At 68.9% G+C, this 12,144-nt stretch carries 14 protein-coding genes; 7 read left to right on the top strand and 7 right to left on the bottom strand.

Annotation, left to right across the window (positions count from 1 at the left end):
- Positions 1-18: 18 nt before the first annotated feature.
- The 4 genes from hypE to ACCD06_RS34380 all read right to left on the bottom strand — a co-directional run bounded on the left by hypE (position 19) and on the right by ACCD06_RS34380 (position 3,637).
- Positions 19-1,065 (bottom strand): hydrogenase expression/formation protein HypE, encoded by a 1,047-nt coding sequence (hypE, locus tag ACCD06_RS34395; protein ID WP_413346961.1) that lies wholly within the window; start codon positions 1,063-1,065, stop codon positions 19-21.
- 51 nt (positions 1,066-1,116) lie between these two features.
- Complete coding sequence (locus ACCD06_RS34390) at positions 1,117-1,347, bottom strand: HypC/HybG/HupF family hydrogenase formation chaperone (protein WP_413346959.1); 231 nt, start codon at positions 1,345-1,347, stop codon at positions 1,117-1,119.
- A gap of 16 nt (positions 1,348-1,363) precedes the next feature.
- On the bottom strand, positions 1,364-2,350 hold the full coding sequence (gene hypB / locus ACCD06_RS34385; RefSeq protein WP_413346957.1) for a hydrogenase nickel incorporation protein HypB: 987 nt from the start codon (positions 2,348-2,350) through the stop codon (positions 1,364-1,366).
- Positions 2,351-2,431: 81 nt separating this feature from the next.
- On the bottom strand, positions 2,432-3,637 hold the full coding sequence (locus ACCD06_RS34380) for a nickel-dependent hydrogenase large subunit (protein WP_413346955.1): 1,206 nt from the start codon (positions 3,635-3,637) through the stop codon (positions 2,432-2,434).
- Between the two features lie 178 nt (positions 3,638-3,815).
- Between ACCD06_RS34380 and ACCD06_RS34375 the strand changes: the two genes are divergently transcribed.
- The 4 genes from ACCD06_RS34375 (at position 3,816) to ACCD06_RS34360 (ending at position 7,234) form a co-directional block, all read left to right on the top strand.
- On the top strand, positions 3,816-4,406 hold the full coding sequence (locus ACCD06_RS34375; protein ID WP_413346953.1) for a HupE/UreJ family protein: 591 nt from the start codon (positions 3,816-3,818) through the stop codon (positions 4,404-4,406).
- A gap of 208 nt (positions 4,407-4,614) precedes the next feature.
- A complete protein-coding gene (locus ACCD06_RS34370) occupies positions 4,615-5,259 on the top strand; it encodes a YjbE family putative metal transport protein (protein WP_413346951.1) in 645 nt (214 codons plus the stop codon).
- Between the two features lie 85 nt (positions 5,260-5,344).
- Complete coding sequence (locus tag ACCD06_RS34365; RefSeq protein WP_109076492.1) at positions 5,345-6,184, top strand: DUF3618 domain-containing protein; 840 nt, start codon at positions 5,345-5,347, stop codon at positions 6,182-6,184.
- A 12-nt stretch (positions 6,185-6,196) separates the two neighbouring features.
- On the top strand, positions 6,197-7,234 hold the full coding sequence (locus tag ACCD06_RS34360) for a YihY/virulence factor BrkB family protein (RefSeq protein WP_413346949.1): 1,038 nt from the start codon (positions 6,197-6,199) through the stop codon (positions 7,232-7,234).
- Positions 7,235-7,247: 13 nt separating this feature from the next.
- Here ACCD06_RS34360 and ACCD06_RS34355 read toward each other — a convergent pair whose 3' ends face one another.
- Positions 7,248-7,991 carry a rhodanese-like domain-containing protein gene (locus ACCD06_RS34355; protein ID WP_413346947.1) on the bottom strand — a complete coding sequence of 248 codons (744 nt, stop codon included), beginning with the start codon at positions 7,989-7,991 and terminating at the stop codon, positions 7,248-7,250.
- A gap of 489 nt (positions 7,992-8,480) precedes the next feature.
- Between ACCD06_RS34355 and ACCD06_RS34350 the strand changes: the two genes are divergently transcribed.
- From ACCD06_RS34350 to ACCD06_RS34340, 3 genes are all read left to right on the top strand, one after another.
- A complete protein-coding gene (locus ACCD06_RS34350) occupies positions 8,481-8,657 on the top strand; it encodes a hypothetical protein (RefSeq protein WP_158282034.1) in 177 nt (58 codons plus the stop codon).
- A gap of 247 nt (positions 8,658-8,904) precedes the next feature.
- Entirely contained in the window at positions 8,905-9,603 is a 699-nt protein-coding gene (locus ACCD06_RS34345) for a hypothetical protein (RefSeq protein WP_109076495.1), read from the top strand.
- 58 nt (positions 9,604-9,661) lie between these two features.
- A complete protein-coding gene (locus tag ACCD06_RS34340) occupies positions 9,662-10,246 on the top strand; it encodes a HutD family protein (protein ID WP_109076496.1) in 585 nt (194 codons plus the stop codon).
- Positions 10,247-10,261: 15 nt separating this feature from the next.
- Here ACCD06_RS34340 and ACCD06_RS34335 read toward each other — a convergent pair whose 3' ends face one another.
- Both ACCD06_RS34335 and ACCD06_RS34330 read right to left on the bottom strand, forming a co-directional pair.
- Entirely contained in the window at positions 10,262-10,624 is a 363-nt protein-coding gene (locus ACCD06_RS34335; RefSeq protein WP_413346944.1) for a HigA family addiction module antitoxin, read from the bottom strand.
- A 186-nt stretch (positions 10,625-10,810) separates the two neighbouring features.
- The gene (locus ACCD06_RS34330; RefSeq protein ID WP_413346942.1) at positions 10,811-12,142 is read right to left on the bottom strand and encodes a GH1 family beta-glucosidase; all 1,332 of its coding nucleotides are present in this window, start codon (positions 12,140-12,142) and stop codon (positions 10,811-10,813) included.
- Positions 12,143-12,144: the final 2 nt, after the last annotated feature.

The following is a 12,144-nucleotide window of genomic DNA, read 5'->3' as shown; positions in this document are numbered from 1 at the left end:
TTAGCCCGCCGGTACGGGTCAGCAGATCCGGGGAAGCTGTTCCCCGGTCAGCCAATCCACGATCCGGCGGCCGCCGAAGCGGGTCTCCATTTGAACGAAGCGGTGGGGGTCTTCCACCACACATCCGATGCGGGCGGCATCCCGTCCCAGCGGGTGATCGCGCATGACGGAGAGCAGACGGTCGCACTCCTCCTCGGCGCAGATCGCGATCAGCTTACCTTCGTTGGCGGCGTAAAGCGGGTCGAGTCCCAACAATTCGCAGGCCGCCGCGACCTGCGCCCGCACCGGAATGTCCGATTCGCGCAGCCGCATGCCGACGCCGGACTGGTGGGCGATCTCGTTCAGCGTCGTCGCCAGCCCGCCGCGGGTGGGGTCGCGCAGCACATGCACGTCCGGCACCGCCGCCACCATCGCCGCGACCAGCCCGTTCAGCGCCGCGCTGTCGGACAGGATCGCCGTCTCGAAGCCCAGATTGTCGCGGGTCGACATGATGGCGACGCCATGGTCGCCCATGGTGCCGCTGACCAGGATGACGTCGCCCGGCCGCGCCCGGTCACCCGAGGGGGCGACGCCCGGCGGCACCATGCCGATGCCGGTGGTGGTGATGAAGAGGCCGTCGCCCTTGCCGCGCTCCACCACCTTGGTGTCGCCCGACACGATGGCGACCCCGGCCTCGCGCGCCGCGGCGGCCATGCTGTCGACCACCCGCTTCAGGTCCGCGAGCGGGAAGCCTTCCTCGATGATGAAACCGGCGGTCAGGTGCAGCGGCACGGCGCCGGCCATGGCGACGTCGTTCACCGTGCCGTGGACCGCCAGCGAGCCGATGTCGCCGCCGGGGAAGAACAGCGGCGAGACGACGAAGCCGTCGGTCGTCATCACCATGCGCCCGCCCGGCACGTCGAAGGCGGCCTGGTCGTTGCCCTGGTCGAGATACGGGTTGGCGAAGGCGGCGGCGAACAGCTCGCGCACCAGCTGCGCCATCGCCTTGCCGCCCGACCCGTGGGTCATGTCCACCGCCCCGCGGGCGATGTCGAGCTTGCGGGTGAAGAGGCGGCGGTCGGTCATGGCGGGGGTCCGGGTGGTCGGCGGATGTGTGGGGGAGGGGCTGCGCTTGCGTCAGGCCGCGGCTTCGGCGTCAGCGACTTCGGCCAGCAGGGCCAGCGTGCACTCGGCCTCCTCGGCGTCCAGGCGGGACAGGGCGTAGCCGACATGGACGATCACATAATCGCCGACGGCGACGTCCTCCACCAGCTCCAGCGAGCAGGTCGAGGTGACGCCGCCCAGGCTGACGGTGGCGCGGTCGTCGGGCAGCAGGGCGGTGACCAGGGCGGGGACGGCGAGGCACATGGCGGCGATCCTTCGGTCAGACGGCGGCGGAAGCGGTGTGGGAGGCGCGGGCCTCCGCCAGACCGTCGGCGATCCAGTCGTACCACTCCTCCAGCCCCTGGCCGGTGGTGGCCGACAGCTGGATCACCGCCAGCGACGGGTTCAGGCGCTGGGCGTAGCCGATCATGCGCTCGACGTCGAAGGTCAGGTGCGGCAGCAGGTCGATCTTGTTGACGACCAGCAAGTCGGCGCGGACGAACATGTCCGGGTATTTCAGGGGCTTGTCCTCGCCCTCCGTTACCGACAGCACGACCACGCGATGGGTCTCGCCCAGGTCGAAACCGGCGGGGCAGACCAGATTGCCGACATTCTCGACGAACAGCACGCCGTCCCCGGCGAACTGGCCCTCGGCCGCCAGCTTGTCGGCGGCCTGCGCCACCATGGAGGCATCGAGGTGGCAGCCCTTGCCGGTGTTGACCTGCACCGCCGGGGTGCCGGTGGCGCGGATGCGGTCGGCGTCGAAGCTGGTCTGCTGGTCGCCCTCGATCACCGCGACGGGGAAGCGGCCCTTCAGGTCGGTCAGGCTACGGGTCAGCAGGGTGGTCTTGCCCGATCCGGGGCTGGACATCAGGTTGAGCACGAACACCCCGCGCTCGGCGAAGCGGCGGCGGTTGACGGCGGCCAGACCGTCGTTCTTCGCCAGGATGTCGCGTTCGATGGTGACCAGCCGCGGCTGGTTCAGCGCGGCGCCGCCGTCGATGGCGTCGGCACGGTCGGGACGGTGGTGGTCGTGGGTGTGCCCATGGTCGTTATGGCTGTGGCGGAACACCGTGCCATCGGGGGCGACATGCTCGTGGGTGTCGTCATGGTGGTGATGGGCATGGTGGTGATGGGCATGGTGGTGCGCCTCGCCATGATGGTGGCGATAGACCTTGCCGTCGGGGCCGATATGCTCATGCTCGGCATCGGCGGCCTTGCCGTCTATCCGGGTCTCGCCCTCGCCGCATCCGCAAACCGTGCACATCACGCGCTCTCCCGCTCTTCGATCCGCAATCCGTCCGCCCTGCCCATCATCGGCCTGCCCGCAGGCTTGGGCAAGCGCTCGTCATTCGTGTACTTCTATGCCGCAGGCGACGCAGGGGTCCAGCATCGCGACCAGCAGATGCACCCGGTCCACCGCGTCGTCGCGGTCGCGCACCTCGGCCCCCGCCAAGCCGCGCGCCAGCGGGCCGTCGGCGGCGAAGTTCCAGTCGGTCGGCGCCACCATCCGGGCCTCGGCCAGCCGGCCGTCGCCGTCCAGCCGCAGCCAGTGGGCCAATCGCCCGCGCGCCGTTTCCGCCACGCCGCAGCCCTCGCCAGGACCCGACGATCCGGCAGCGGCGGGAGCGGGGGGATCGGCGGGGCGAAGGTCCGCGATGGCCGCCTCCATCCGCCGCGGCAGCTCCGCCAGATCGGCGAGCCGCGCCGCGAACAGCCGGGCGAGCCCGTCGCCGAAGCGTTCCGTTACCGAGACGACCAGCGGATGGTCGACCTGCCGTTCCAGCGGTCCGGTCAGGGCCGGGGCATCCTTGTACCGGGGGGTGGCGGCAAAGGACGGGTCGCCGCTCAGCGCCGCCGCGTACCAGAGGGGCGACCGCCCGATCAGCAGTGGTGCACCGCAGGCGCCCCAGCCGGCCAAATCGGGCGACAGCAGCCGGGCGGCCAGCCGCGCCGCGTCGCTGCCGCCGCCTGCCGCCCAGCGGGCGAGGTCGTCGGCATCCCGTGGCGGCGGACCGGCGAAAACGGTCGTCTCCAGCCAGCCGGTTATCCGCATAAGGATATCCCGGAGGGCCGCCGTGTCCGGCCGCAGAACGCCGCCGCCGGGCCGCAGCCCATCCTTGGCCGGATAGAGGGCCGGCATGATCGCCGACACCGCCGCCCGCAGATCGCGCAGGGCTGCCGGCCGGGGCGGGGCGCCGAGGCGCGCCGGCCATTCGACCACAGCCTGCCAGCCATGGCTGTCCAGCGCCTCCGCATCGGTCAGCAGGGCGCGGGCGGTCTCGTGGGGAGTGGCGTCGATGCCCAGCGCCGCCTCGCAGGCGCGGGCGACGGCCAGCCCCTGGGCGCTGCCGCACAGGCTGAACAGCAGGGGCGCCAGCCGCACAGCCTCCTCCGCCTTGCGGCCGACCAGGGCGGCGACGGCGCGTGGGCGGCGGGTGGCGACCTCGGCCCGGCGGATGGTCATGCCGTCCTTGCGGCCCCCATCCTCACCCCTGTCGAGCCACAGCCGGACGGATACCGAACCCTCTCCGGGAAGCGTGGCGGTGGGCATCGAGGATTCCTGTGGCAATGGGCAGCGCATCGTGACGGATCGGGGGTGCAACTCATTGACCTGCGTCAAACGACGTAGATCCGGCGGGGCGGAACCGCCGTTCCGGCCATGGCCGGGCTGACGCTTTCTGCTAAACTTCGCTCCGACAGCGCGACACGACATCAGAGGATGCTGATCCATGAAACGTTTCTCCCTCGCCTCGGCCGTGCTGCTGGCCGGGCTGGTGCTGCCCGCGGTCGCCAACGCCCACACCGTCGGCGTCCATGACGCCGGCTTCGCCCATGGCTTCCTGCATCCGGTCGGCGGCTGGGACCATCTGCTGGCGATGGTCGCGGTCGGGCTGTGGGCGGCGCAGCGCGGCGGTGCCGCCCTGTGGGCGCTGCCGGCCGCCTTCGTCACCGCCATGATCGGCGGCGGCCTGCTGGGCATGGCGGGCATCGCGCTGCCGGCGGTGGAGCTGGGGATCGCCGGGTCGGTGATCGTGCTGGGCGCCCTGATCGCCGCGCAGTCGCGCCTGTCGCTGCACCTGTCGATGGCGGTGGTGGCGATGTTCGCCGTCTTCCACGGCCATGCCCATGGCGCCGAGATGCCGGAGGCGGCGCAGCCGCTGCTCTACGGCCTTGGCTTCGCGCTGGCGACCGCGCTGCTGCACGGCGCCGGCGTCGCCGCGGCCCTGTCGCTGCGCGGCGGCGGCGGGGCGGCATTGGCCCTGCGCGGCCTGGGTGCCGCCATTGGTTTGGGCGGCGTGGCGCTGGCCGCGCTGGCCTGATCCGGGGCCTAGCGACCCAAAGTTCATGGGGAAGGCCGGGCGGGAAACCGTCCGGCCTTTTTGCTGCGCATTCAGCCGCGGACCCACGCGGGACCGCGACATTTTTCCACCTGCGCCGGGAGACAAGGTTGCGCCGCCGCGTGTTCACGCGCTATAGGGCAGGCCTCCCCCGCCCGCATCTCCTCAACTGAAAATCGACGGACAGACCGTGGACTCGCTGATTCCGGAATTGATCGCGCTTGCCCAGGTGGTGTTCATCGACCTGGTGCTGGCCGGTGACAACGCCATCGTCGTCGGCATGGCCGCCGCCGGGGTGGCGCGGGAGAAACGCGCCCGCGTGATCTTCTGGGGCATCGCCGCCGCGGTGGTCCTGCGCATCGGCTTCGCGCTGGCGGCGACCCGGCTGATGGACGTCATCGGGCTGACGCTGGCCGGCGGGTTGCTGCTGCTGTGGGTGTGCTGGAAGCTGTTCCGCGAATTGCGCAGCCAGCGCGAGGAGGCGGAGGCCGCCGCCCTGATGAGCGAGGAGGGCGACGACGCTGTCCCCACCCCCGCCGGGGGCGGCAAGCCGGTGGGGGCCGCCATCCGGCAGGTCATCATCGCCGACGTGTCGATGTCGCTCGACAATGTGCTGGCGGTGGCGGGCGCGGCGCGCGAGCATCTGTGGGTGCTGGCCATCGGCCTTCTGCTGTCGGTGGCGCTGATGGGCGCCGCGGCGACGGTGATCGCGCGGCTGCTGAACCGCTTCCACTGGATCGCCTATCTGGGTCTGGTGGTCATCGTCTATGTCGCCGTCCGCATGATCTGGCAGGGCAGCATGGAGGTCATGGCCTTCGCCCAGCATGTGACCTGATCGGGCGGGTTCCGGACCGCTACAGCCGGAACAATCGGCGTCTCCTGGTGTTGCAAGCCGGCAGCCCCCACAGGAGACGCCCGGCATGACCCATCACAACGACGCCATTCCGTCCGCCGCTCCGTCCGATGCGACCGCCACAGCCACATCGCCCCAGGGCCGCCGGCCGGAAGAGATCGAGCACGAGATCCAGTCGATCCGCGCCCGCATGGATTCGGTGATCGACGAGATCGAGTTCCGACTGTCGCCCGGCCAGATGTCCGGCGGCGTGGTGCAGGTGGTGCGCGACGTGATCCAGGGCGGCGGCGACGGGCTGTCCGGCCGCATCGCCCGCGCGGTGCGCGCCAACCCGATCCCGGTGGCGCTGATGGGCGTCGGCGCCCTCTGGCTTGCCGTGGCGGTCGCCCGCACGCCGGAATCAACCACCGGGTTCGACGATTACGATCCCCATGGCCGCCATCTCGACCCGCGCAGCCGGCATCTGCTGACCGACCTGATCGCCGCCTGCCGCGACGGCTCGGAAGCCTTCCGCCGCGCCGACATGACCATCGCCGATACGGCCCTGTCCGCCCGGCTGGAGGATCTGGCCGACCAGCTCGACCGCAGCGCCATGGCGCTGGATGCGGAACTGCGCACCGGTGGTGGCTGGATCGAGACCGCCGGCGACGGCACGCGCGTCTGGTCGCCCATGCATGGACTGGCAGAGGCCAGCGCCCGCAGCGTGATGGCCGGGGCCGGCGGGCCCGGGGCGCGCGGCGACCTGCTGGCCCGGCTGGAAGGCGGGCTGGACGGCACGCTGTCGCTGTTCCGCGACGCCCTGCACGATGCGCCGGACGACCATCTGCAGGTCGTCATCGGCGCCCAGTTCCACGCCATCGAAACGGCGCGCCATCGCGTCGGCGCGCTGCGCGAAGCCGTGGTCTGAGGAGGGCGGGGCATGCTGGGGCTGAGCCGACGCCATTACTACGAGCACCGGAACCGCACGGGCGGACGCGCCGCCAATGACGGGAGCGGGGACGGCCGCGGCCGGTCGGCGGACAGCCCGTCGGACATCCCCAAGAAGGGCTGGAAGGACATCCTGCTGCGGGTGTGGGACGAGCAGAGCAAGGACAATGTGTCGATGCTGGCGGCCGGCGTCGCCTATTACGCCCTGCTCGCCATCTTCCCCGCCGTCGCGGCGCTGGTGTCGATCTACGGCCTCGTCGCCGATCCGTCGATGATCGAGACCCAATTGAACCAGTTGGGCAGCCTGCTGCCGCCGGACGCGCTGTCGATCGTCAGCGACCAGGCGCGCAAGGTGGCGACCGCCCCGTCGCAGGGGCTGGGCTTCGGGCTGATCTTCGGCCTGCTGCTGACCCTGTGGAGCGCGTCGCGCGGCACCAACTCGATGGTGACGGCGCTCAACATCGCCTATGGCGAGAAGGAGACGCGCGGTTTCCTCAAGTTGGCGATGCTGTCGATGGGACTGACGGTGGCGGGCCTGCTGTTCGTCATCCTTGCCATGGCGCTGATCGTCGCCGTCCCGGCCGCCATCGCCATCGTCGGGCTGCAGGACACGCCGATCGGCCGGATCGCCAGCCTCGCCCGCTGGCCGATCCTGGCGGTGACGATCATGCTGGCGCTGGCCGTGTTCTACCGCTACGCCCCCGACCGCCGCGAGCCGCGATGGCGCTGGGTCACCTGGGGGTCGGCGGTGGCGACCGTGGTCTGGCTGCTGGGGTCTCTGGGCTTTTCCGTCTATGTGTCGAACTTCGGCAGCTACAACGAGACCTACGGCTCGGTCGGCGCCGTCGTGATCCTGCTGCTGTGGTTCAACCTGACCTCCTATGTCGTGCTGATGGGGGCGGAGCTGAACGCGGAGATCGAGCACCAGACCGCCCGCGACACCACCGACCGCGACGGCCGCGCCTCCCGCCCGATGGGCCGGCGCGACGCCTATGTCGCCGACACGGTGGGCGAGCGGAAAGCCGGCTGACTGAATTCATGGATCATTTGACGGCGGCGTTCAGGGACTCGAAGGTTCCGGCGAAATACGACACGTTGTGCCATGGCCGCTTGCTCAGGGCTTCGGCAAGCTCCCGCGCCTGCTGCGCATCTCGGCCGAACAACACGATCCGGGTGTTGAAGTCGTCGAGAGGCATGGGAGCCCCCTGGACCTTCGCGGCATTCTCGGCCATGAGGTTGTGTGCACGCGGCAGGCTGCCCTTGCCGAAGTCTTCGGCCGACCGCGCGTCGAGGAAGACCGCGGTCTGGTCGTTCCTGAAGATCCGCAGGACTCCGTCGAGGTCGATTTCGGTCGGGCCGCCGAGCGCTCGCCAGACCGGCATGCCGAGCTGATAGCGGCGCACGTTCGTGAAGCCGGCATCGAGCAGTTGGGCGGCCATGCGCCGGCTGGCTTGGCAATAAGGCCCATTGCAGTAGAGAACCAAAGCCTTGCTCTTGTCGCCGCCCACCAGCTTCTCCACCTCGGCAACCGCTTCCGATGCGGGGCCTTTGAGAGTGTTCGCTCCGGGAATATGCCCGTTCACGAATTCGGCATGGGGACGGGTATCCAGGATGGTTGCACCCCCTTGCGACACGATGCGGCGCATGTCCTCGGTGCTGATCTCCTGCGTCTTCTGGTCGGTTTCTCCGATGACCGCCTGATGGATGGTCACATCGCGAGCGAAAGCAGGGCCTGAAAAGAGGGTTGCTGCAATGGCCACCGAGGCTAGGAAACGAACGTTGTTCATGACCAAGCTCCATCCACGGAATGGGTGCGACAGAACTCAACGCAACATCGCCAAGTCGGCATGATGTCGGATTTGGCAATGGGCACTTCGCTATCCGAGAGGTGGCGGAGTATAATCCCGGCCGACGAGCCTTGTACCGGCCCCACTCAGCTTAGCCCGGATAATTCTAGGCCTCGTGGCGCCGGCCGCCCACACGCGCCGGCAGATATACCTTTGCCAAAATCCTTCTTGGAATCGCGGCAACCGCGCGCTATGGTCGCCCCATGCAACAGACGCTTTCCATCACGTCCATTGGACGTTCCCGATATTTTGGCCGCTGGTTTCGTTCGGCGGCCTAGGAACGCGCATCTGTCGCTCACTCCCGAAGCCGCCCGGACCGACCCGCGGCGGCTTTCGTGTTTGTGACCCCGGCCCTTGATGGGCCTCACATCCTGAAAATCCGAACACGGGCGACCCGGGCGGCTTCATCACCAGCCGAGAGAGGTTGTCATGTTCGATTTCGATGTCGTCACCGGCCCCACCCAGCCGCCCCACTGCCCGATCGCTGAAGACTCCGCCGCATCGGGGGCCGCCGAGTCGTCCCCGCAGCCGGCGGCCCTGGCCGCAGCGGCCGGAAGCACCCGGTCGGAGTCGCTGCCGGACAAGGGGGAAAAGCCGCGGTCCTGAGCCGGATGGGGCCGCCGACCGTGGCGTACAGGTCCCGCATCCGGACTTTCGACCAAAAAAATCACGAATCCTGCCTATGTTCCGCCGGCTGTTGTCGTATACTCCCTTAGGGCAGACGTGTCCGGGTTACGGCTCAGCCGGCCGTACCCCCCGTTTTGTGGCTTGGTGCTCCTCGAACGGCGTTCGGATCGGGTTTTCGGACTTGGTTTCGGGCGTGGAGATCGGATCGGAAGAAGGATGACTGATCATGGCGGATGATGCTCTCTCAAGCGTCAACTCCCTGGTGTCCAGCCTCAACGCCTCGATCAACAATGCGGTCGAGGCGATCAAGAAGTCGCAGAGCAACCAGGCTGTCGGCGACGTCAAGGAATATTCCAAGACGGTGAAGAAGTCGGCGCTGACCACCGCGGGCGGCGCCACTGACATCGGCGTGATTTCCAAGAACACCACCCGCCTGAACGTCGCCAGCACGCTGGCCGCGAACGACAAGGTCGATTTCTACAAGTTCAAGGTCATCACCAAGGGCGAGCTGACCATGGGGCAGGTCGGCGACGACGGTGTGCATGTCCAGCTGATGAACCGGCTTGGCCGGGTGATGGCCGACAGCGACCCGAAGGCCGGCGACAACTACACCGCCTTCAAGAAGCTGCAGGCCGGCAATCTGTCGGTCGACAAGGGCGACTACACCCTGCGCGTCACCCGCGACAAGGGCCAGTCCGACAAGGACCCCAAGAACTACGCCATGCAGCTGGTCATGGGCAATTACAGCCAGGACTACGACACCGTGGCCAAGCAGCCGGCCAAGGGCGACACCGGCCTGACGCTCACAACCGGTCAGCAGGCGACGCTCGACGGGCTGAATCAGGCCATCGGCAGCATGAACTCCATCCCCACCGGCCAGACCGGCACGCAGAAACTGATGGGCAGCTTCAGCCTGTTCGTGTGAAGCCGGGCTGTCGGCTGTGGTATGACCGGGCGGAGCCGATCCGTTCCGGAGCAGACCCTTGCAGTCCAAAGACCCGTCCATCACGCGCCTGACCCCCGACGACCATCGCCGCGTTCCCTGGAAGAATGGCGGCGGCGTCACCACCGAACTGGCGGTGGAGCCGGCCCCCGACGGGCGATTCGTCTGGCGCGTCAGCATCGCCGACGTGGTCGAACCCGGCCCCTTTTCCGCCTTTCCCGGCTATGACCGGTTGATCGCGGTGGTGGAGGGCGACGGCATGCGCCTCTCTGTCGATGGCGCCCCGCCGGTCGAACGCCGCCGCCTGAATCCCGCCTTCGCCTTCCGCGGCGAAGCGCCGGTCTGGTGCGAACCGACCGCCGGCCCGATCCGCGACGTGAACCTGATGCTCGACCGCGCGTCGGCGACCGGCACGCTCACCCTGCTGGCGGGAGGTCCTGCCCATCGCGCGGCCGGCGACGTGCTGCTGGTCCATGCGCTGGCCGGAACGTTGACCGTCATCCCGGACGGCGGCGAGGCGCTGACGGTCCCCGCCGGCCACAGCCTGCTTCTGCGCGACGCGGCGGCGCGGGTGAAGGCACCGGACGGGGCGGAGGGCGTCTGCGCGGAGGTGCGGCGGCGCTGATCGGAGGGAAGACCGTCAGGCGATCTCCAGCGCCTTCACCTCGGTATCGAGCCGGTCGCCGAGCGCGCGCTTGGCGACTTCGATGTCGTAATGGGCTTGGAGATTGGCCCAGAACCCTTCGGACATGCGGAAGTAGCGCGATAGGCGCAAGGCGGTGTCGGCGGTAACGGCGCGCTTGCCCTCCAGAATCGCCGTGATGCGGGTCAGGGGAACGCCGATGTCCTTGGCGAGCCGGTAGGCGGAAATGCCCTTGGGCTCCAGGAATTCCTCCCGCAGGATTTCTCCGGGATGAATGGGCGCGAAGGGAGCGGCGGTGGCATCGACGACATCCGACAGATTCGGATGTCCGGCCTCAAGTTCTTCGCGGCGGATGATCATGTCGAACCTCTCAGTCAATTACCTCAGGATTTGAGAGTTTCTATCACTTTTTCTCGGCCGTCATCCCCGCGAAGGCGGGGATCCAGGCTGATTCGAGCCTGAGCCTTTGGAGCGTCTGGATTCCCGCCTTCGCGGGAATGACGGTCCAGGGAAGCTTATGATGAGCTCTGATGCGAAGCGGTTCGATTACGCCTTCGCCGCCCGGATCAGTTCCGCGTACCAGCGCGCCGAGTCCTTCGGCGTGCGGGCCAGGGTCTGGAAGTCGACGTGGACGATGCCGAAGCGTTGGCCATAGCCGCTGCCCCATTCGAAATTGTCCAGCAGCGACCAGACGAAATAGCCGCGCACGTCGGCGCCCTGGGCCATCGCGTCGCGCATCGCGGCGTTGTAGATGGTCAGGTAGTTGATGCGGTGCGGGTCGTGGACGGCACCGTCGGGGCTGACGGTGTCGCTGCCGCCGCAGCCGTTCTCCGTCACCACGATGGGCAGGCGGTAGCGGCGCTGGATGGTCAGCAGCTCGTCCCGGAAGGCGTCGGGGAAGATCGCCCAGCCGACTCCGTGGGTCGGCGAATCGGGCGGCGCGTCGCCCCAGCCATAGCCCCAGGTCCGGGCCAGGTCGGCCTTGGCGAAGATCGGGCCGTAATGGTTCAGCCCGAACCAGTCCACCGGCCGGGCGATGCGCGCCATGTCGCCGGGCTGGACATAGGGCTCGATGGCGGCGGCGGTCTGCGGCGGGTAATGGCCCAGGATCTGCGGATCGCAGAAGACGAGGTTCCAATGCTCGTCCAGCAGGGCGGCGGCGGCGCGGTTCTCCGGCGTGTCGGTCTCGGGGATCACGACCTGCCGGTTGTGGATGGCGCCGATGGAGGCCCCCGGCACCATGTCGCGCAGCACGTCCACCCCGGCGCCATGGGCGAGGTTGACGTGGTGGATGGCGCGCAGATGCTGGGCCCGGTCGACGATTCCCGGCGCCGCCCAGGGGATGGCGTAGCCGAACAGGGTGAAGACCGAGAATTCGTTGAAGGTGATCCAGCGCTTCACCCGGTCGCCGTAGCGCCGGGCGCAGAGCGCGGCATAATCGGCGTACCAGCCGGCGCAGTCGCGGGACGACCAGCCGCCCAATTCCTGCAGGGCCTGCGGCAGGTCCCAATGGTAGAGGCACAGCCAGGGCTCGATCCCGGACTCCAGAAGCCGGTCGATCAGCCGGTCGTAGAAGTCCAGCCCGGCGTCGTTCACCGCGCCCTTGCCGCGCGGCATCACCCTGGGCCAGGAGACCGAGAAACGGTAGGCGTCGACGCCCAGCCCCTTCATCAGCGCCACATCCTCCGGCATGCGGTGGTAGTGGTCGCAGGCGACGTCGCCGGTGTCGCCGTTCACCACCCCGCCCTGGGTGCGGCAGCGGACGTCCCAGATGCTGGCGCCGCGCCCATCCTCGGCCGCAGCGCCCTCGATCTGGTAGGCGGAGGTGGAGACGCCCCACGTAAAGCCGGGAGGATAGGGGGAGGTCCGGTCGGTCATGG

It is taken from the genome of Azospirillum sp. CT11-132, from assembly GCF_047302835.1.
GTDB lineage: Bacteria > Pseudomonadota > Alphaproteobacteria > Azospirillales > Azospirillaceae > Azospirillum.
The sequence above is the reverse complement of the archived record's forward strand: the minus strand, read 5'-3'. Positions and strand labels throughout refer to the sequence as shown.